This is a genomic window from Armatimonadota bacterium (genome assembly GCA_031459765.1).
Taxonomy (GTDB): Bacteria; Sysuimicrobiota; Sysuimicrobiia; order Sysuimicrobiales; family Kaftiobacteriaceae; genus Kaftiobacterium; species Kaftiobacterium secundum.
This window is the reverse complement of record JAVKHY010000011.1, coordinates 26,269-46,182: the sequence shown is the minus strand read 5'-3', so window position 1 is coordinate 46,182 and position 19,914 is coordinate 26,269. Positions and strand designations below refer to the sequence as shown.

Genomic DNA, 19,914 nt, shown 5'->3' with positions numbered 1-19,914 from the left:
ACCTGCGGCCCGGACGCTCATGGGAGTTGGTAGCGCCAGCGTTCCGTCAGTCCGCCGAGCAAGAGGCGGTACGTGCCGGGGGACAGGAGGTGCCGCGGGTAGAGCGCGGCGGCCCGCCACACCCGCTGCATGGCCGTCGTGTACCGGCGGGCGCCGAAGTGCGACCTCGCCGCAAGCAGATACGCTGTGCTCAGGGCCTGGCGTTTGCCGCGGAGGATCTCCGCCGGGAGATCGCTCCGCTGCGCATAGAACTCGGCGATAATCCGGATAATCTCATCCGATCGGGCCGGCGGGGCCGGCCCGCGGGACTGGGATCCTCCATGGATGCGAAACTTGGCCAAAGGGCGCGGGATGTGGCCGAAGCCGCCCAGCAGCCCCAGCCGCAGCCAGAACTCGTAATCCGGCGCCTGACGCAGGGTTTCGTCCCACGGACCGGCCCGGAGGTAGGCGGTACGCCGAAAGAGCGCACCCGGGCCGGGGTGGCAGACGCCCCGAAGAACGAGGTCACGATAGTCAAAGTCGGGCCTGCGGACCTCCTTGATGAGGCGTGAACGCCGATCGATCAGGTAGAAGTCGGGATAGACGGCCACCAGACGGGGGTCTCCCATCAGCATCCGCACGCCCGCCTCAACCGCATCCGGAAGCAGGACATCGTCGGCGCTGAGGTAGCCCAGGAGATCGCCCCGCGCCATCGACCATCCCCGATTGAGCGTCGCGGCCTGGCCTCGGTTGGGCTGACTCTCCCAGCGGACCCGACCACCGTATGCGCTCAGGATCTCGCGCGTATTGTCGGTTGACCCGTCGTCGATCACGATGTACTCCACGGCCGGGTAGGTCTGGGCCAGGACGCTCTCGACGGCTTCGCGCAGGAACGGCCCCTGGTTGTAGGCCGGCGTGACGAGGGACACCAGCGGATTGGATCCCCCGTTCCCCGCAGCACCGATCGGGATCGTCATCCGGCAGCCCCCGCGGGTACACGCACCGAGCGCATCAGCTCAACGATCCGGGCACGGTCGGCATCCTCGAAGAGGACGCGCCAGACATACACCGCAGCCAGCGCCAGGAGGCCTGCGACCATGAACCCGTGCAGCCAGAGCGGAGCCGTCAGCGCGCTGGACGCGAGGAGCAGACCGGCCAGCACCATGAGAAAACGCCAGGCGCGCGACGCCTCCCCCGCCAGCACCCAGCGCGGAGAGATGGCGCCGTGGCGGGACGCGGCGATGAACAACAGCAGCGCGTCGATCGCGACCCGTGTCGCCCAGGCGACCGCCGCGCCCGTGATGCCCCAGGCCCCGACCAGCGTCCACAGGAAGAGAAGGTGGATCGGCAGTTCGATCATGTGGAACTTCGCGGTGAGGTCCGGACGCCCCAGGGCATGCATCAGGGCATAGGGGATGTAGGCCAGGGAGTTGACGAAGGTGCCCAGGGCAAGGATCTGGATGACCCATCCGCTTTGCCGGGCGAAATCCGGACCCAGCCAGAGGTGGAGGAACGCGCGGCCGTAGGCGATGAGCACGGCGGCCGCCACGCCGACGGCCAGCATGAGGTACCTGACGGCCGCCGTGAACGCAGACCGGAATCGATCGCCCTCGCCGCGCCGGATCATCGTGCTGAACGCGGGGAACAAGGTCGAGGTGAGGCTGGCGGGAATGATCAAGAGGCGTGCCACGATCTCGAAGGGCGCGGCGTAGTAGCCGACGGCGGCGACCGTGAGCAGCCGGGCGATGATGAACCGGTCAAGGTACCCCAAGATGGGGTCGATAACGCTTGAGACCGTCACCCATCCGCCGTAGGCCAGCAGATCCTTGAGCCCCCGGCGCCCGCCGGACAGACTCGGGACGGCGGGGATGAGTCCTGCCAGCATCACGGCCATAACCAGCATGAGGATCAGGCGGACCGCCAGCAGCCCTGCGACCATCGCCGGGAGATTGAGCCCCAGCGCCACACCCGCCGCGGGGATCAGGATCAGGGAGAGCCCCCCCGGGAAGCGGACGGCATTGACGAGATCAAAGCGCTGGGTGGCTTCCAGGGCTCCCCTGAGGGATCCCGAGACGAGGATCACGGGAATTCCGAGCGCCAGTACTCGGAGTGTCGCCCCCGCCTCTCCGGCCAGCGGTGCGGGAACGCGCAGGATGTCCCGGACGAGGATCGGAGTCAGCGCCAGCAGAGCCGCGGCACCGATCAGACCGAGGACGACCTGCCCGGCGACGGCGGTCCGGATCAGTCCCCGGACGCTCCTCGTCTCCCCTGTTCCCAGCGCGTCGGCGGCAAACTTCGTCAGGGCCCGCGTCAGCCCGAGGTCCAGCACGCTGGCATAGCTGACCAGGACCCAGACAATGGTGATCAGCCCGAACCTGTCCGGGCCGAGCCCCCGGACGATTGTCGGGAGGAATACCAGCGCCGCGAGCATCGTCGCGACCTGGACCAGCGCGTTGAGCAGTGCATTCCGCGCAATCAGGCGGCCGTGGATCTGCACGTTCTGGTGTGTGCTCACTCCCTCTCCCCCAGGGCCAGGAGCCGATGATGACCGGAGGGGTGTGCGGTCACCACCGGATCGGCCCCACCTGGGGGAAGGTGCTCAGCTCGGTCTCGATGGAGCGCTTGATCTCCCGCAGCCCGGCGGGGGTGCGGGACTCGGCGCGCACGACGAGCGCCGGCTGCGTGTTGCTGGCCCGCACCAGCCCCCAGCCGTGGCCGAAGAGCACGCGCACGCCGTCGATGTCGATGACCTGGTGGTGCCGCCGGAAGCGCTGGACCAGGGTCTCCACCACGCCGAACTTCGCCTCGTCCGGACAGTCCACCCGCACCTCCGGCGTGCTGTTGTAGCGCGGGACGTCGGCCATCAGGCGCGACAGCGGGCGGTCGGCGTGCGACAGGATGCGCAGCAGCCGGCCGGCGGCGTAGACGGCGTCGTCGTAGCCGAAGTACTCGTCGGCGAAGAACATGTGCCCCGACATCTCCCCGGTGAAGACGGCGCCGACCTCGCGCATCTTGGCCTTGATCAGGGAATGCCCGGTGCGATAGAAGATCGGCCGGCCGCCCAGGCGTTCGATCTCCTCGTACAGCGCCTGGGAACACTTCACCTCCACGATCCCCACCGTGCCGGGGTGCTTCGGCAGGATCTCCCGCCAGAACAGGATCATCAGCAGGTCGCCCCAGATGATCCCGCCCTGGTCGTCCACCACGCCGATCCGATCGCCGTCGCCGTCCAGCCCGATCCCGACATCGGCCCGCCGGCTGCGGACCAGGGCGATCAGGTCCTGCAAATTCTCGGCCTGCACCGGGTCGGGGTGGTGGTGGGGGAAGCGGGGGTCGGAGTCGCAGTACAGGGGCAGCACTTCGCAGCCCAATTCCCGCAGGACGTCGGGGGCGATCAGGCTGGCCGTGCCGTTGCCGCAGTCCAGGGCCACGCGCAGGCGCCGGGGCCCCAGCCGGATCTTCTCCCGCATCATCGCTCGGTAGGCGGGCACGACATCGGCGGTCTCGGCGCTCCCGCCGCCCCGCGGAGGACGGCCGCGCTCCTGTTCGGCGAGCAGGCGGATCTGCTGGATCTCCTCGCCGTAGAGGGTGCCGAAGCCGTGGGCCAGCTTGAAGCCGTTGAACTCCGGCGGGTTGTGGCTGGCCGTGATCATGATGCCGCCGTCGATCCCCAGGTGGACGCGGGCGAAGTAGAAGACCGGGGTGATCACCGTGCCCACATCCACGACCCGGCAGCCCGAGGCCAGCAGCCCGCGCACGACCGCGTCGCGCAACGCCGGAGAGCTCTCCCGGTTGTCCCGGCCCACCACGACCGGGATCGGTTCCTCCGCGGCTCCCTGTCGGCGGAGGTAGGCGGCGTAGCCGCGGGCGACGGCCTCGGCCACGCCCGGGGTGAGGTCCTTCCCCACCACCCCGCGGATGTCGTACTCGCGGAACATCGTCGGTTCGATCATCGTCCGCCCACAACGTTTCTCCCCCGCGCCGCCGGCCTACAGGGGGGTCGTCTCGTCAGGGGCGCGGGGCGAGCCCGATCTCCAGCCACAGCTCCCGGCGGACCTGGCGGTACTTCACCCGCACCTCGAAGCAGTCGCACAGGCGCGCGCTGAGGAGGTAGTCCACGTCCTCGTAGGCGCCGGTCAGCGTGTGGTAGACGACCTGCACCGTGGCGTAGGTCCCGGTGCCCACCGCCATCCCGGCGTCGGCGGTGAGCTTGACGTCGGTCGTACTCAGATTGTACTCGCCGGTGAGCATCCAGTGCGAGCGTTCCGGCAGGCGCCGCCCGTAGCCCAGGAGCACGAAGGGCGACGAGACGAGGAAGTCGTATCCGGCGCCGGCCTGGAAGGTGGTCGTCTCCGGCCCCCGCTGCCCGGTCCGCGTGTAGAGCACCGTGCCGCGGTGCACGAGCTCGTCGGCGGGGACGGCGTCGAAGAGGAAGGGTGTGACCCCGCTCGGGCTGACCAGGCTGTAGGTGAAGGAGAGGACTTCTGCTCCGCTGAGCTCATGGCTGAGGCCAAGCCCTCCGCGGAGGACGCCGTAGCGGTCTCCCGTTCCGTAGAACCCGTCCGTCCACGACGCGGAAGCGGCGAGCGACGTCCGCGGGCCGAGGGCCAGAGTCGGCAGGCGCGCGGCCACAGTGTACCTGGTACGGGAGGTCCGCACCCCGGTGGCCTGCTCCTCGAACCACCCGCCCTGGACGGCGGCGGAGGCGAAGAGCGGGAGCGGACCCAGTCGTCTTTCGGCCAGATGCAGCGCGAGCTCGGCCTGGTCGTAGATGCGCCGCTCGATGTCCTGGTTGCGTCCGGCGGTGAGCTCCAGAGCGAAGGTCGGCCGGCGGTAGGTCAGGCGGTTGCGGGCGATGACGCCGGCCAGCGTGCCGTACTTCAGGGTCAACTCCCCGGACAGCTTCCCCGCCCGGTAGCCGAAGGGGTACTGCACCCAGAACCCGTCGCGGGTCTGGTAGCCGGCGCTGGGGAAACTGCGGGCGGTCTCTTCTCCGCCGCGCAGCGACGACCGGTAGACCGGCAGGGTGAGGAGGCGGCGGTTGCCCAGCCACAGGCTGGCCTGGCTGGCCACCAGATCTTCGCCGGGGACGAGCTCGACGCGCCGGGCCGTGATCCGCATCGCCGGACGGGCCGGGTCGCAGGGGGTGAGCATCGCCTCCTCGGCTACGATGCGCCGCGGCTGCGCCCGCAGGCGCTCGCTGCGCACGAAGAACCCGTCCACGACCCCTTCCCCCCGTTGCACCTCGACCAGCTCCAGGCGGACGTCGTAGGTGAGGGCCTCCCCCCGCAGCTCGCGCCCGGAGGCGTCGGTGAGCACGACATGCCCGCGGGCGGTCACCACCTCCCGGGCCAGGTCGAACTGCGCCTGGTCCGCGGTCAGGCGGATCCCCCGGTAGCGCAACCGGACGTTCCCGGTCGCCTGCACCTGCCGGCTCTGCTCGTCGTAGACGACCTCGTCGGCCTCGACGACCAGAGCCTCGGCCTGCGCCGCCGCCGCTGTGGCCAGCGCGGCGACGAAGAGACAGGCCAGGATCGGAGGAATCCACGGGCGGAGTGTCCAGATCATGAGGCCATGTGCCTCTTTCCCATCGCCCGCCCGGCTTCCTGGTCTCCGGGGGAGGAGACGGCGCGGGTGCGGACCCTGTCCGGGGGTGCCCGGCGTTGTAGGCCTTGAAACCACATCGAATTGTAGTCACAATATCCCTGACGACGTCCTTGCGGGGGTCGGGCGATGCAGGCGGGCAGCGCGGGAATCAGGGAGGCCAAGGCCCATCTCAGCCGGTTGATCCGGGAGGTGCGGCGCGGCAGGGAGTGGGTGATCACGGAGCGCGGCAGGCCGGTGGCCAGACTGATCCCCGTGCGCGCCGCGGACCTGCCGCTGGAGGAACGTATCCGAAGGCTGGAAGAAGCCGGCGTCCTGGAGCCGGCGCCGCCGGGATCCTCCCGCCCTCTTCCGCCGCCTCTGCCGCTCCCCGACGGACTGGCGCAGCGGTGGCTGCGGGAGGACCGCGAGGCGTGACCTCGCCGGCTCAGGCCGTCGTGTACTGGGACAGTTCGGCGATCCTGTCCGCGCTGTTCAAGGACCGCCACAGCGCACGGGCCGCCGCGGCGGCCCGCACCGCCGGTCTCCACCTCCTCTCGTCGCTGGCGTGGGCGGAAGTCCACGCCGTCATCGCGCGGATCGCGCGCGAACAGGTCCTCGCCGGGGTCCTCGTGGAGGCGGCGCGTGAAACGCTGGAGCACGGCCCGTGGCGGCGGGTGACGGTTGCTCCCGACTGGCGGCAGGTCGGCGCTCTGGCTTCCAGGTGGCCGCTGCGGGGAGCCGACCTCTGGCACCTGGGCGCGGCGAAGACCCTGCAGCGCGAGCTGCCGGCGCTGCGGGTGCTGACCTTTGACGCCCGACTGGCCGAGGCGGCCCGCGCGGAGGGCCTGGCCTGAGATGAGCCATGCGGCCGAGATCGTGCTGGCGGGCAACGGGCCGGGAGAACTGCGCGGGTGGATCCGCCCCGTGGCGCGGCAGCTGCGCGTCCGGGCCGCCGATCAGGGCCCGCTGCCGACGCTGACCCTGGCCCTCACCCCCTCGCAGTTTGCGGGCGGGCGCGAGCATGAGGTTGTGGCAAGGTGGGGTCTCTTCGACCGCATCCTCGACCCGGCGACGACGGTGCGGACGGCCCTGGGACTGAGCGGGGTGGCCGTCACCCGGCCGGCCGCGCTAGTCCACCTCGGCGGAGACCTCCTGCTCTCCGGCCGACTGGCCAGACGCTTAGGGATCCCCGCCGCCGCCTTCGCCGAGACGCCGCTGGTCGCCACCCGGCACCGGTACTTCGCCCGTGTCTTCGCGGCCACCGATGCCCTCGCCGCCGATCTGCGCCGCCGCGGCGTGCCGGTGGAAAAGATCGTGGTCACCGGCGACCCGCGGGCCGACGCCTTCGCCATGCCGTCGCCCGAGTCGTCGCCCGACGTCCCGTCGGGCGACCGATCAGTATCCGTCGTTTCCTTTCTGCCCGGCAGCCGCGATCGCTTCCTGACCGTGCTCGCTCCCTTCTTCCACCAGGCCGCAACCGTCGCCGCCCGGGCCCATCCCACAACGCGCTTCCAGTTCATCGTCTCGGAGTTCCTGACCCCCGCGACGGTGGAGGCCGTCCGCCGGCGGATCGAGGCCGCGAACGGGGCACAGATCCACTGGATACTGGAAGAGGGCTGGCAGGCGGTGACGCGAAGCGACTTCGTGGTGACGATTCCCGGCACGAACACATTGGAACTGGCGCTGGCCGGCGTCCCCTTCGCCGTGGTCGTGCCCACCGATTTCATGGACCGGGCGGCGGTGGAAGGACTCTGGGAGTGGGTGGCCAGGTTGCCGGGCCTGGGCGGATGGCTGCGGCGGGCCGCGCTGCACCGCTATCTGGCGCGCCACCGGTTTCTCGCCATCCCCAACCAGCGGGTCGGCCGGGCCGTCGTTCCCGAATGGATCGGTCCGCTGAGCGCCGCGGATGTCGGCCGGCACATGGCGGAGGCGCTCTCCGACGCCGGCGGACGCGCCGCCATCGCCCGCGCCCTGCGGGACCTGGCGCTCGGTCGTCCGGGCGCCGCCGGATGCATCGCCGCGGAGGCGCTCCGGCTGGCCGCGGCATCGGGGACGGCATCGTGAGACGGATCATCCCCTTCATCGCCCCGTACTGGCCGGTCGCCGCCGCCGGCGTGGCCTGCCTGTTGCTGGTCACCGGAACGCAGCTCTTCATCCCGCGGTACGTCGGGCTGACCATCGACGCCATCGCCGCCGCAGACAGCTTCGCCGTGCTCAACTCGGCGGCGATGGTCATCCTGGGGGCGCTGGCGCTGCGCAGCGTGCTGCTGTACGGGCAGATCTTCTGCGGCTTCTACCTCGGCCACCGCGTGGTGGCCGACCTGCGCGAGCGGATCTTCGAGCAGGTCCAGCGGTGGTCGCTGGCCCGCTTCGCGCGGTGGACGAGCGGCGACCTGATCTCGCGCAGCCTCCAGGACACCCAGGTCGTCCAGACCACCCTGCTCGTCGGCCTCCTCGACCTGCTGGGCGTGGCGCTGACGGTGGCGGGGATCCTGGTCATGCTCTTTGTCCTGCGCTGGGACCTCGCCCTGTTCACCCTCGTCGTCATCCCGGTGTTGATCGGCGCGGCGCGGGCCTTCGGCCATGAGATTCAGCGGACCTCGCAGCGCGCCCAGGCGCGCACCGCCGACCTGGCCGCGACCATCCGCGAGACCTTCACCGCCTCGCGCATCATCCGCGCCTTCGCCCAGGAGGAACGGGAGGTCCGGCGCTTCCGGGGCCAGAACGAACGGACCTTCCGGGAGAACCTCCGCATCAGCCAGTTGATCGCCGCCCAGGTGCCGGTGGTGAGCCTCCTCACCGCGGCGGGCCTGGTGGCCGTGCTGTGGTTCGGCGGGCGGATGGCCGCCTCCGGCGTCCTCACCGTGGGGAGCCTGGTGGCGTTTCTGACCTACGCCGGCCTGGCCGTCGAGCCGGTGGTCTCGCTCAGCCGCGCCTACGCCTCCGTCCGCCAGGGGCTCGGGGCGCTGGACCGGATCGCCGACCTGCTGCGCCCGGTCGATGACGTCGCCGACCTCCCGGGCGCCGCGCCCCTCCCTCCCGTCCGGGGCGCCGTCCGCTTCAGCGGCGTCTCCCTCACCTACGACGGGGCATCCTGGGCGCTGCGCGACATCGATCTGGACGTCGCGCCCGGAGAGCGTGTGGCGATCGTCGGCCCCAGCGGCGCGGGGAAGACCTCGCTCATCAACCTCCTGCCCCGCTTCTACGATCCCACCACGGGGGCCGTGGCCATCGACGGCCGGGACGTGCGCTCGGTGACCCTGCGCTCCCTGCGGCGGCAGATCGGGCTCGTCCCCCAGGAGACGGTGCTGTTCTCGGGGACGGTGCGGGACAACATCGCCTACGCCAGACCCGAGGCGTCGCTGGACGAGATCATCGCCGCGGCCCGCATCGCCAACGCCCACGACTTCATTGCGGCCCTGCCCCGGGGCTACGACACGGTGCTGGGCGAAGACAGCGTGCAGCTCTCGGGCGGCCAGCGCCAGCGCCTGGCCATCGCCCGGGCGGTGCTGACCGGCCCGCGGATCATCATCCTGGACGAAGCCACCTCCGCCCTCGATCCGGAGTCGGAGCGGTTGATCCAGGAAGCGATGGACCGCCTGACGGAGGGCCGCACCACCTTCATCATCGCCCACCGCCTCTCCACGGTGCGCAAGGCCGACCGTATCGTCGTGCTCGACCAGGGACGGATCGTCGAGCAGGGCCGCCACGACGACCTGATGGCCCGGGGCGGCGTCTACGCCCGTCTGGCCGGGCTGCAGCTGGTGGAAGTGCCGTAGCCGATGGCGCCGGAGATCTCCGTGGTCGTGCCCACCTTCAACCGTGCCGCCGTGCTGGCGCACGCCCTGGAGGCCCTGGCCCGGCAGACGCTGGAGGCCGGCCGCTTCGAGGTGATCGTGGTGGACGACGCCTCCACCGACGAGACCCCGGCGCTGTTGCGGCGGTTCGCCGAGGGGCGGCTCCCGCTCCAGGTGCTCCGCCTCCCGGCCAACCGCGGGCGCGGCGCGGCCCGCAATGCGGGAATCCAGACCGCGCGCGGCCGGTACATCTCCTTCGTGGACAGCGACATCGTGGTCGGACCGGAGTTCTTGCGCTGGCACCTGAAGACGCTGGCCGCCCACGGGGGCGGCGTGCTCTCCCGCGGGCCGGTGGTGCTGATCTCGGACCTGCGCGATCTGCCGGCCGCCCGCGCGCCCCGCCTGGCCGCCTCCCCGGCGTATCTGGACACCGCCAACGCGATGCTGCCGAAAGCGGCGCTGCAGGAGGCCGGCCTCTTCGACGAAGGGTTCCCGGGCTACGGCTGGGAGGATTTCGAACTCGGCGTGCGCCTGCGGCGCCTGGGGCTGCGGCGCGTCTTCTGCCCGCAGGCCGTGGCCTTCCACATCCAGCCGGTGGCCGATGCGGCCCTGCTGCCCGAGCTGCTGGCCAGGGAGGAGGAGCGCGCCCGCAGCGCGGTCTACTTCTGGCGGAAGCACCCCACGCCGCAGACCCGGTGGCTGATCCAGGCCACCCCCCTGCACGGGGCGGTCTACTGGCTGGCCGCCCTCGGCGGAGCGCTGGATCCGGCGCGCGCCCTGCAGCTGGCCCGCCGTCTGGAGCGCCGGGGCCGCCGGGGGCTGGCCCACGTCGTCGTGCGCGGCGTCCTGAACCTCCACTATTACCGCGCGCTGACCTCCGCGTTGCACCGCCATGCCGCCGCGCTGGCCTGACCGCCTGCAGAGAGCCGCCCTGCTTCTCACCGTCGCGCTGTTCTCGGGAGGCTACGCGACCTGGGGACTGGTCGTGATGCTGGTGGCGGTGGCATCCGAAGGAGTGCTCACGCACACCCTGCCGTGGACAACGACTCCGCTGGACGGCGTCGTCGCAGGATTCGTCAGCTGGTTCCTGCTGGCCGGCTACCTCTCCGAGTTCCGGGCGATCGCCGTAGGCTCGACGGGGCTGGCCGCGCTGACAATCTACCTGGCCTTCGGGGGAGCATCCCGCGTCCTGCTCCGCGATCCTGGTTTCCTCCGGCCGTTGCTGTGGACGTGGCTGGCCGGCGGCGCCGCGGCCGGCGCGGCGGCCTTCCTCCTGCACCTGCGCCGGAGCGCCCCGGCCGCGCTGCCCGAACTGGGACAAAACGCGGTGGGGACGACGGCGATGGCGGCGCTCCTCATCGCCCTCGGGCTGGCCCTCCTCTTTGCCGGCACGAGACGGTACCTGGCGCTGCTCCTCGCCCTCCCGCCGGCGGCGGCGCTGGTGACAAGTTACACCCGCGGGGCCTGGATCGGCGCAGGGGTGGGCCTCCTGGCGCTGACGGTGCTGGCCGGCCGGCGGCACGCCGTTCGTGCGCTCCTCCTCGGTGCGGCGCTGGTCGCGGCGGTCCTGGTGTCGGCCGGCCCCGAGCGGGGGGCGCTGGTCAGGAGAGCGCTGACGGTCGCCGACCCCCAGGTCAATCTCAACCGCATCTACCTCCTGCGCACCGCCAGACTGATCATCGCCGACCACCCCGTCTTCGGCACCGGCCTCAACACCTTTTCCCAGATGACCCTGCGCTACCGCCTCCCGGGCGACCCGAACCCGCCCGGCGCGCCTTTCGCCCACAACATCTTCCTGAACATGGCCGCCGAAGGCGGCATCGTCGCCGCGCTGCTCTTCGTCGCCGTCGTCATCCAGGCCCTCCGCTGCGGCCTTCGCTGGTGGCGGGGCGCCCCCGAAGAGGCGCGGATCCTGTCTGCGGTCGTGATCGCCGTGTTCCTGGCCATGATGACCCACCAGCTCTTCGACGGCACCCTCCTGTCGGTGCACCTGGGGGCCGGAATGTGGCTGGTCATCGGGATCCTCGCCGCGCGCGGAGGCGGCCGTGCCTGACCTCAGCGTGGTCATCCCCACGCACAACAACCGGCCGGTGCTGGCCCGCGCCCTGCAGCACCTCTTCGCCCAGGATTACCCGCCGGAGCGGTTCGAGATCGTCGTCCTCGACGACGGGTCCACCGACGGCACCGACGAGTTCGTGGGCTCCCTGGCCTCTCCCGTGAAGCTCACCTATCGGTGGCAGCCCAACCGCGGCCGCGCCGCGGCGCGGAACGCCGGATCGCGGCTGGCCTCCGCGCCCGTGATCCTCTATCTGGATTCGGACATCCTGGCCGCCCCCGATCTCGTCTCCCGGCACGCCCGGTACTACACGGATCCCGCGCGACCCATCGGCGTGCAGGGCCGCACGCTCATCCACCCCGACGCCAAGCGCACCCCCTTCATGAAGACCAAAGAGCTCGTGCCCGATCTCACCCTCCGCCGCCGGCGGGATCTCTCCCCCTACCACGTCATCACCCGCAACCTCTCCCTCCGCGCCGAGGACCTGTGGGCCGCGGGAGGGTTCGACGAGGGGTTCCCGGGATACGGGTGGGAGGACATCGAACTGGGGCTGCGCCTGCGGGCGCGCGGGGTGCGGTTCTTCTACGATCCCCAGGCCCTGGGCTACCACGACGACGTGGAGACCCTGGAGCGCACGCGGGCCAAACTGCGCCAGGCCGGCGAAGGCGCGGTCTACTTCTGGCGGAAGCACAACCGCCGGACCGGCCTCGGCTTCTTCCTGGAGATCCACCCCCTGCTGCTGCCGCTGAAGTGGCTGGTCTACCGGACCGGGGTCCTGGGGAAGGTCATCCGCGCCGTCCTCCCCTGGGCGGAAGCCGGAGAGCACCTGTGGATCTGCAGCGAGTGCTACAACTACCTGCTGTGGGAAGCCTACTACGACGGCGTCTTCGCCGCGCTGCGCCGGTCCGGCGCGGACACATGACGAACCCCACAGGACCCCGGGGTCTGGTCAGGTCGGTGCTCATCGTGAGCAACGGCCGCGGCGAAGACGCCGTCGGCGCCGCCCTCGCGCAGGCGCTGGCGGAGGCCGCCCCGGTTGCGGCCTACCCCCTCGTGGGGACGGGGGACGTCTACGGCGACGTCCCTCTGCTCGACCCGCGACAGGCCCTGCCCTCGGGCGGCTTCGCGCTGCGCGGCGGGGACCTGGCCGGCGACCTCCGCGCCGGCGGGGCGAAACTGCTGGCCGCGCAGCGCCGGACCCTGCGGGGCCAGGCCGGCCGGCACGCCGTGACCGTGGCGGTGGGCGACGTCTTCTGCCTGTGGATGGCCTCCCGGGCGCGGACGCCCACGGTGTTCGTGGCCACGGCCAAGTCCCAGCGCACCGAACCCCACAGGTTGCTGGAGATCTGGCAGATGCGCCGTCGCGCCGCCGTCGTCTTCACCCGCGACCGGGAGACGGCGGAGGCCCTGGCCGGGCGCGGCGTGCGGGCGCGCTACGACGGCAATCCGCTGATGGACTGCATCCCTCCGGCGCGGGGAGCCCTGCCCCTGGCCCCCGGCGCCCCGGTCGTCCTGCTCCTGCCGGGCAGCCGAAGCGATGCCCTGTACAACCTGACGCAGGTGCTCAAAGTCGCGGTGCAGATCAACGACGAAGTGGGCGCGCGCTTCGTCTGCGCGCTCTCCCAGACCATCCCCGTGGTGGAGGCGGTGCGCCGGGCGCAGGCCGCCGGATGGGAGGCGGCGGGCGAATTCATCGAACGGGCGGAGACGCGGGTGCTCCTGACCAGGGACTTCGGGGCGGCGGTGCGGGCGGCGACGATCGTCGTGGGGCTGGCCGGGACGGCGAACGAGCAGGCGGCGGGCCTGGGTCGGCCCGTGGTGGCCTTCTCCCTGGACGGGGCGGTGCAGTACACGCCGCGGTTCCTCGCCCTGCAGAAACGGCTGCTCGGCGATGCGCTGGTCGACGCCCTCGACTGGGAGGACGCGGCGCGGGCGGCGGTGTGGCTGCTGCTCAACCCCGAGGAAGCGGCCCGCCGCGGCGCGGTGGGGCGGGAGCGGATGGGCGGAGGCGGCGCGGTGGAGAAGATCGCGCAGGAGGTGACCCGCCTCCTCCCGGCCCGGTAGGCGTCTCAGGAGACCGGGCGTCGGATGCCTCGACCGGTTCTACGATCTCCCACGCATCCAGACCGGTCCTTGCCGGATGGGCCGGCCGCATTCCCGCGGATCGAGACGGCGCGGAGCGGGGGGTTATCCTCCCGCCTGGCGCATGAAGTAGACGAGCAGGATGAAGCCCAACAGGATGTAGGCGATCTCCGCGACGAACAACGGGGTTCCCTCCTCGCGATCTGTCTGGGATGTGCCCTCCGGTACCTGCCCTCCCGCCGGCCGGATGAGACGCTACCCGCACCGGGCGAACTCGATGGTGATGGGCGCGTTGAAGTCGTAGTAGTCGATGGTCATCTGCGGCTTGCCCGCGTCGTCGAGGACCACCAGGCGCCGGGGCAGCCCGTCTCCCGCCACGTAGAGGCGCTGGCGCACCGTCTTCCCCTGGCTGGTCCAGGAGTAGTCGTAGCCCTGGGTGCGCACGCCCTCGACCGTCACCTCACCCAGCCGGCTGATCGTCACCTCGCCGCGCGCGTTCCTGGCGTCCTCCGCCGTCGGCGCGGCGGTCGGCGGCTTCTGGCACTGCCAGGGCCCGGACGTCCCGCCGGTGACCGTGCGGTACTGCATCCGGTCGCCGACGCTCACCATCTCCATGGTGAACCCCTCGGCCTGCATCAGCGTCCGCGTCCGGTCGGGGCTGACGTGCTCGACCACCATCGTCATCGGTTGTCCTTCGACCTTCATCTTCATCCGGTAGGTCCGCAGCCTGGCCAACCGCTCGTAGGCGGCGGCCACCTCCTGCCAGGCCCGGGCGTCTCCTTTGACGGTCACCTGCGCCTGCGCCGCGGCGCCGACGGCCAGGCTCAGCACGGCCACGATCCCCAACACGACCCGCATCACGGCCTCCCTCCCTGACACACCCAGAACGGCTGCGACCACGCCCGCGCTCCCGCGGGGCCGACGATCTCGATGCGGATAAACTCCTCATCCGCCCGGACGGGGTAGCGACCCTCTGGTGATTCGACCTCGGCCCGCAGAACCCCCCGTGCGTCCAGAAAGCGCACCCGGGCGCCGGCCGGGCTCACCCCCCGGGCCCACACCGTCCCCTCCTCCGCCCCGAACTCCGCCGTCGCGCCGGTCGTGGCGTAGAAGGCTCCGCGCCGCAGGGCGTCGCGCAGCGCGGCGGCGGTCACGGCGGAGACCTTGGCCATGATCCAGCCGCGGTTGAACTGCCGGGCGTGGTGACAGTCGTCCACCGCCACCCCCCACAGCGGCGCCTGCGGTCCCCGCTGCCGCAGCAGCGCCGTCCACAGCTCCAGGTCGCGGGCGGAATCGGAGTGGGGATTCCAGATCTCCACGAGGTGGACGCCGCGCAGGCCGGATGCGGCGGCCAGCGGCCAGCGGCCCGTCCACAGGTTGCCCGTCCAGGACGGATGGCACAGGGAGAGGAGGCCGCCGGCGGCCGCCGTGGCGTCGATGCGCTGCTGGGCGGTGCCGCGGCGCGTCGGGGCGTCCACGAACAGCCGGCCGAGGTGCGGGCCGAGCAGCGTCAGCGGAAAGATCGTCGCCGCCGAAACGGTGTCCTCCGAGCCCGGCACGGCCAGGAAGGTGTCGTCGTCCAGGCCGGCCTCGCGGGTGACGCGGTTGTGGTCGGTGAGGCAGACGAAGGCATACCCCGACTCCTTGTACATCCGCAGGAGTTCCCGGGGCCGGAACCGGCCGTCGGAAGCGGTGGTGTGGCAGTGCAGCTGGGCTTTGCGGTAGGTGCCGGGCCCGGTGTACGGATCGAGGACGGTCACGCCGCCGCCCGCAGGATCCCGACCCGGTAGCCGAGCCGGCGCAGTTGTTCCCGCACCCGCGCCAGGCGGTCGGCCAGGGCGGGATGGGTGCTGAGGAGGACCTCCAGTTGCGAGGGGTCGCGGCCCTCCGCGGCCCGCAGCCGCTCCATGAACACAAGGCCCGCGCCGGCGTTGAACCCGGCGCGGTGGGTCAGCAGCACCCCGGTCTCGTCGGCCTCGAACTCCGCCTCGCGGCTGAACCCCCGCCGCAGCAGGGTGTGCAGCAGGGCCGCGATCTGGCCGCTGGTGGGATCACCCCCGAACAGCAGCGAGAGGACCAGCCCGAAGAAGAAGTCGCGCTCGATGATCGCCACGTGGTGGCGGCGGTCCACGTGGCCTACCTCGTGCCCCAGGACGAAGGCCAGCTCGTCCTCGGACCTGACGAATCCGAGCATCCCCCGGGTCACGTAGATGAACCCCCCGGGCAGGGAGATGGCGTTGATCTGGTTCGTGTTCAGGATCTTGAACGTCCAGGGCAGCTCCGGGCGACCGCTGGCGGCGGCCAGGCGCGCGCCGATCGCCGCGATCTGGGCGGTGCGCACGGGGTCGCGGACGACGCCTACCTCGGCCTCGAGCTGCGCGGCGGCCTCCCGCCCGATGCGGATCTCCTGCCCCGTGGAGAGGAACGCCGCCGCGGCCGGCGCGGCCAGGGCGCCGACGACCGCCAGCGCCAGGAGCGCGCCGACGAGGGCCGGAGTCGTCTTCAGCATCCAGCGCATCGTGTACGCCATCCCGATCCGGGGCCTCCCCTTCGGGAAACGCCGGAGACGGGAAGACGGTTCCCGCTCACCAGACGACCTCCAGACCGGCGATCCTGCGCAGGGACTCGTCGCGAGACAACAGACGGGACGAGGTCGCTCGGGCGGTGGCGGCAATGATCCGATCCGGCATCTCCGGCGCCTGCAGGGCCGGGATCTCCCGGAGGGCGCGGATCACCGACAGGTCCAGGGGCGCCAGCCGGTAGTTTTCGACCGGTCGGCCCAGGTCGGCGAGAAGCTGATCAACCAGCGCCGCGGGGACCGTCCCGCGTTCGGCCAGGTACACGAGCTCGACCAGGACGATGGCGGGGATCAGGATGGTTTCGCGCCCCTCGTCGGCGCGGGCAAAGATGTTGCGGACGCGGGGACTCAACCGCCGGCGCGTCCGGCCGCGCCGCCCGTTGGATTCCTGCAGGTGCCACAGGAGCCCGTGCGTGTCGGTGGTGTACATCGGGCCTACCGGGAGAGCCTCCCCCACAGCTCCCCCCGAAGGCGGCGCAGGTCCTGGGCCGAGACGGGCGGCGTGCCCTGCCATCGTCCGCCCAGCCGGAGGAGCCGTCCCCCCCGCTCTCCCAGCAGCGCCTGGAAATCGTCATGCGCCACCAGCACGGCCTTCGGCCGGCCCCGGGAGGTCAGCACCACGGGCTGGTGCCCGTAGGCCGCCTTGTTCACCAGGCGCGAGAGGTCCCGCTTGGCTTCCACCATGCTGACGCGCTCCACGACCGACCTCCAAAGGCACCGGCGCGCGCCCCCCGGCGCCGTCGGCGACTGTGACTGGTTTCTATGGACTTTATTCCCTTGATGGTCTCTACTTTGCATTGTAGCCGGCGGCCCTCACGTCGGTCAAGCCGCGCCCGGGTCCTGCGGTTCTCTGCTACAATGCCGGTGTGCAGATCTCCGTCCGCGCCTTCGCCTCCTACCGCGAGGCGATCGGGCAGAAGCACGTGGTCCTGGACATCCCTCCCGGCGCGACCGCCGCGCAGGTCTGGGAGCTGCTGCAGGCGCGCTTTCCGGCCCTGGCCCGCCTGCCCCGGCCCGTCGCCTTCGCCGTCAACGACGCCTATGTCGGGGGGGACACCGTCGTGCGGGAGCGCGACGAGCTGGTCTTGATCCCGCCCGTCAGCGGGGGCGAAGGCCCGGCGCCGCACCTGGCCCTGGTGGAGGGGCCCATCGACCTCGCCGCCGTGCTGGAGGCGGTGCGCCATCCTCAGGCCGGCGCCGTGGTGCTGTTCCTGGGCACGGTCCGCGACAACCGCCGCGGCGCGCGGGTCGATCACCTGGAATACGAGGCCTACGAGACGCTGGCCCTGCGGGAGATGGGGCGCGTGGCCGCGGAGGCCGCGGCGCGGTGGCCGGTGCTGCGCGTGGCGATGGTCCACCGGCTGGGCGTGCTGCAGGTCGGCGAGGTCAGCGTGGCCATCGCCGTCTCCGCCCCGCACCGCAGGGACGCCTTCGAGGCGGGACGGTTCGCCATCGACGCCCTCAAGCAGACGGTCCCGATCTGGAAGAAGGAAGTCTGGGAGGGCGGCGAAGTCTGGGTGGGCTCCGAGCCGGCCGGCTAGCCCCCCGGTCCTTCCTCGCCGGGCGCCTCCTCTGCGCCGTCGCCGGACTCCGCGGCGGCGGCCGCCTCTTCGGCGACGCTCTCGAAGTCGTCGCCCAGTTCGTCCCCGAACTCGCGGCCCATCTTCCGCATCCAGCGGGCCACGCTGCGCGGATCCTTCTCGTCCACGTCGGCCAGCTCCGGGTCGTCGGCCAGCGACTCCAGCCGGGCCTCTTCCGAACGTACGGTGGCGAAGCGGGACATGATCCGCGCCAGGTCGCGGCTCCCGCAGTGGGGGCAGACGGGGTCGACCCGCTCTTTATAGCTCAGCAGCAGCACGCTGCTCCGCCTGCGGCACTGTCGGCATCGGTACTCGTAGATCGGCATGCCGGAAGTTGCCTGTCCGGGGGGAGCGTCGTCTTATCTCAGCGTTATATTACGTCGCCAGGCGGAGGACCACCTTGCCGAACTGTTCCGCGCGCTCCAGGATCTCCTCGGCCCGGGCCAGCTCCTCCCACGGCAGCACCGTGTGCACCACCGGGCGCAGCCGGCCTTGGGCGACCAGGGCCATCACCTGGTGCAGCTCGCGCTTGGTGCCCATCCAGGTTCCGAAGATGGTCAGCCGGCGGCCGAAGAGGTAGCGGATGTCGGTGGTCGCCTCGGCGCCGCTGGTGGCCCCGCAGGTGACCAGGCGCCCCCCGCGGGCCAGGGCGCGGATCGAGGTCTCCCACGTCGCCGCCCCCACATGGTCGAAGACGACCTCGACCCCGCGGCCGGCGGTGAGCCGGCGGACCTCCTCGAGGACGTCCTGCCGGCGGTGGTCGATCACCTCGTCGGCGCCCAGCTGCCGGGCCCGCTCCACCTTCCACGCCGCGCCGACGACGGCGATGACCCGCGCCCCGAACCATTTGACGATCTGCAGCCCGGCGCTGCCCACGCCGCTGCCGGCACCCCACAACAGGACGGTGTCGGTGAACCCCACGCGGGCGTTGGTGACCAGCATGTTCCACGCCGTGAGGAAGACCAGGGGGACGGCGGCGGCTTCCTCGAAGGTCAGCCCCGGGGGCTTGGGCAGGATGTTGGCCTCGGGCACGGCCACAAACTCGGCGAGGGCCCCGGGGCGGTGCTCGCCCAGGATGGAGTAGCGGGGACAAAGGTTGTCCTCGCCGGCCAAACAGGCCCGGCAGACGCCGCAGCTGATGCCGGGGGCGATCACGACCTCCTGCCCTTCCTCCACCGTCCTCACCGCGCTGCCGGTGCGGACCACGACCCCGGAGGCGTCGGCGCCGGCGATGTGCGGGAAGGTCAGCCGCAGGCGCGGGAGGCCCCGGCGCAGCCACAGATCCAGGTGGTTGAGCGCCACGGCCCGGACGCGGACCAGCACGTCGTTGGGCCCCACGGCGGGCTCGGGCACCTCCCGGGCCTCGATCACCTCCGGTCCGCCGTGCGCGGTGTAGACCATGGCCTTCACGGTGGGCCCTCCTCCTCCAGCCGGATCGTCGTCTCCCCTTCGGCGACGATCCGCCGCTGCGCGTAGTAGACGGTCAGCAGCGCGGTCCGCAGCGTCCGTCCGGGGGAGGTGACGGTGACCCGATCGCGGAAGACGGCCCGCCGCTCCCGGTGATAGAGCGTGGCCGCCTGCGCTGTGATGGAGACCTCCTGCCACCGGCTGCGGACGTTGCCCCGCAGCTGCGCCACCTGGTCGGCCTCGGACACCTCCAGGGTGTCCGCCTCCAGGACGCCGTCGCGGTGCCGCAGCCTCGCCTGGCCGGTGAGGGTGGCCACCCCGCGGCGGAGCGCGAGCCGCCGTCCTGCGGCGGAGAGATCCGGCGGGAGGAGTGCGGTGACGTTCCCGGTGGCGGTGACCTCCGCGCTCCCCACGGCGTAGCGGATGCGGTCGGCCCGCAGCACGCGCCCGCCGGTGATCAGCTCCGCGCCGCCGACGGCGTCTACCGCTCCGATCCGGCGGTCCGCATCCAGCGCGAGGATCACCGTCGCCGCGCGCAGCGACCCTTCCGGACCGACGACGGCCACGCCGCCGCTCAGGTGGACGCGGCGCTCCGCCGCGCTGTAGCGCGCCGCCCCCGCGCGGACGGTGGTCCTCCCGTCGGTGGCCCGGACGTCGCCGCGGGCCTCGATGAGGCGGCCGCCGCCGCTGACGACGACCTCCGCGGCCTGCAGTTCGAAGACATCCGGCGCCGGCCGCGCCGCGGCGCCGGCGACGGGGGCGGCGGCACCCCCGACGGCAACGGAGCCGAAGATCACGAGCGCGGCGAGCAGTCGCACCGGGAATCGGCGGCGGGCGCGGGAGCCCCGC

21 protein-coding genes are annotated in these 19,914 nt (G+C 71.9%); 9 read left to right on the top strand and 12 right to left on the bottom strand.

The window, feature by feature from the left end:
• Positions 1-17: 17 nt before the first annotated feature.
• The 4 genes from QN141_11540 to QN141_11525 are packed head-to-tail and all read right to left on the bottom strand — an operon-like array spanning position 18 to position 5,547.
• Positions 18-956, bottom strand: coding sequence for a glycosyltransferase family 2 protein (locus tag QN141_11540; GenBank protein MDR7559107.1), 939 nt, complete (start codon positions 954-956; stop codon positions 18-20).
• The gene (locus tag QN141_11535; protein MDR7559106.1) at positions 953-2,494 is read right to left on the bottom strand and encodes a flippase; all 1,542 of its coding nucleotides are present in this window, start codon (positions 2,492-2,494) and stop codon (positions 953-955) included. Before QN141_11535 ends, QN141_11540 begins: the two co-directional genes overlap by 4 nt.
• A gap of 49 nt (positions 2,495-2,543) precedes the next feature.
• Positions 2,544-3,932, bottom strand: coding sequence for a phosphomannomutase/phosphoglucomutase (locus tag QN141_11530; GenBank protein ID MDR7559105.1), 1,389 nt, complete (start codon positions 3,930-3,932; stop codon positions 2,544-2,546).
• 55 nt (positions 3,933-3,987) lie between these two features.
• Positions 3,988-5,547 (bottom strand): hypothetical protein, encoded by a 1,560-nt coding sequence (locus tag QN141_11525; protein ID MDR7559104.1) that lies wholly within the window; start codon positions 5,545-5,547, stop codon positions 3,988-3,990.
• Positions 5,548-5,712: 165 nt separating this feature from the next.
• On the opposite strand from QN141_11525, the gene QN141_11520 reads away from it, so the two are divergent.
• From QN141_11520 to QN141_11485, 8 genes are read left to right on the top strand one after another with little or no spacing between them, the layout of a single operon-like run.
• A complete protein-coding gene (locus tag QN141_11520; protein MDR7559103.1) occupies positions 5,713-6,000 on the top strand; it encodes a type II toxin-antitoxin system prevent-host-death family antitoxin in 288 nt (95 codons plus the stop codon).
• Entirely contained in the window at positions 5,997-6,419 is a 423-nt protein-coding gene (locus QN141_11515) for a PIN domain-containing protein (protein ID MDR7559102.1), read from the top strand. The genes QN141_11520 and QN141_11515 overlap by 4 nt, the downstream gene beginning before the upstream one ends.
• Position 6,420: 1 nt before the next feature.
• Positions 6,421-7,629, top strand: a complete 1,209-nt coding sequence (locus tag QN141_11510) for a hypothetical protein (protein MDR7559101.1) — start codon at positions 6,421-6,423, stop codon at positions 7,627-7,629.
• Positions 7,626-9,344, top strand: coding sequence for an ABC transporter ATP-binding protein (locus tag QN141_11505; protein ID MDR7559100.1), 1,719 nt, complete (start codon positions 7,626-7,628; stop codon positions 9,342-9,344). Before QN141_11510 ends, QN141_11505 begins: the two co-directional genes overlap by 4 nt.
• Before the next feature lie 3 nt (positions 9,345-9,347).
• Positions 9,348-10,274: a glycosyltransferase gene (locus QN141_11500; GenBank protein MDR7559099.1), complete on the top strand. Its 927-nt coding sequence runs from the start codon at positions 9,348-9,350 to the stop codon at positions 10,272-10,274.
• Positions 10,255-11,415: an O-antigen ligase family protein gene (locus tag QN141_11495; GenBank protein ID MDR7559098.1), complete on the top strand. Its 1,161-nt coding sequence runs from the start codon at positions 10,255-10,257 to the stop codon at positions 11,413-11,415. Before QN141_11500 ends, QN141_11495 begins: the two co-directional genes overlap by 20 nt.
• The gene (locus QN141_11490) at positions 11,408-12,340 is read left to right on the top strand and encodes a glycosyltransferase family 2 protein (protein MDR7559097.1); all 933 of its coding nucleotides are present in this window, start codon (positions 11,408-11,410) and stop codon (positions 12,338-12,340) included. The genes QN141_11495 and QN141_11490 overlap by 8 nt, the downstream gene beginning before the upstream one ends.
• On the top strand, positions 12,337-13,482 hold the full coding sequence (locus QN141_11485) for a lipid-A-disaccharide synthase-related protein (protein ID MDR7559096.1): 1,146 nt from the start codon (positions 12,337-12,339) through the stop codon (positions 13,480-13,482). The genes QN141_11490 and QN141_11485 overlap by 4 nt, the downstream gene beginning before the upstream one ends.
• A 273-nt stretch (positions 13,483-13,755) precedes the next feature.
• Here the strand turns inward: QN141_11485 and QN141_11480 are convergent, their stop codons facing one another.
• From QN141_11480 to QN141_11460, 5 genes are read right to left on the bottom strand one after another with little or no spacing between them, the layout of a single operon-like run.
• A complete protein-coding gene (locus QN141_11480) occupies positions 13,756-14,358 on the bottom strand; it encodes a hypothetical protein (protein MDR7559095.1) in 603 nt (200 codons plus the stop codon).
• Entirely contained in the window at positions 14,358-15,260 is a 903-nt protein-coding gene (locus QN141_11475) for a CehA/McbA family metallohydrolase (GenBank protein ID MDR7559094.1), read from the bottom strand. Before QN141_11475 ends, QN141_11480 begins: the two co-directional genes overlap by 1 nt.
• The gene (locus tag QN141_11470) at positions 15,257-16,030 is read right to left on the bottom strand and encodes a M48 family metalloprotease (GenBank protein ID MDR7559093.1); all 774 of its coding nucleotides are present in this window, start codon (positions 16,028-16,030) and stop codon (positions 15,257-15,259) included. Before QN141_11470 ends, QN141_11475 begins: the two co-directional genes overlap by 4 nt.
• Positions 16,031-16,085: 55 nt before the next feature.
• Positions 16,086-16,508, bottom strand: a complete 423-nt coding sequence (locus QN141_11465; GenBank protein ID MDR7559092.1) for a PIN domain-containing protein — start codon at positions 16,506-16,508, stop codon at positions 16,086-16,088.
• 5 nt (positions 16,509-16,513) lie between these two features.
• Positions 16,514-16,777 carry a type II toxin-antitoxin system Phd/YefM family antitoxin gene (locus QN141_11460; GenBank protein ID MDR7559091.1) on the bottom strand — a complete coding sequence of 88 codons (264 nt, stop codon included), beginning with the start codon at positions 16,775-16,777 and terminating at the stop codon, positions 16,514-16,516.
• A 167-nt stretch (positions 16,778-16,944) separates the two neighbouring features.
• On the opposite strand from QN141_11460, the gene QN141_11455 reads away from it, so the two are divergent.
• Positions 16,945-17,619: a molybdenum cofactor biosynthesis protein MoaE gene (locus tag QN141_11455; GenBank protein MDR7559090.1), complete on the top strand. Its 675-nt coding sequence runs from the start codon at positions 16,945-16,947 to the stop codon at positions 17,617-17,619.
• Here QN141_11455 and QN141_11450 read toward each other — a convergent pair.
• Genes QN141_11450 through QN141_11440 form a run of 3 tightly spaced genes read right to left on the bottom strand, consistent with a single transcriptional unit; the run spans position 17,616 to position 19,883 of the window.
• Complete coding sequence (locus tag QN141_11450; GenBank protein MDR7559089.1) at positions 17,616-17,984, bottom strand: zinc ribbon domain-containing protein; 369 nt, start codon at positions 17,982-17,984, stop codon at positions 17,616-17,618. The two genes, QN141_11455 and QN141_11450, sit on opposite strands and share 4 nt — an antisense overlap.
• Before the next feature lie 49 nt (positions 17,985-18,033).
• The gene (locus QN141_11445; GenBank protein ID MDR7559088.1) at positions 18,034-19,068 is read right to left on the bottom strand and encodes a zinc-binding dehydrogenase; all 1,035 of its coding nucleotides are present in this window, start codon (positions 19,066-19,068) and stop codon (positions 18,034-18,036) included.
• Positions 19,065-19,883 (bottom strand): hypothetical protein, encoded by an 819-nt coding sequence (locus tag QN141_11440; protein MDR7559087.1) that lies wholly within the window; start codon positions 19,881-19,883, stop codon positions 19,065-19,067. Before QN141_11440 ends, QN141_11445 begins: the two co-directional genes overlap by 4 nt.
• Positions 19,884-19,914 lie beyond the last annotated feature (31 nt).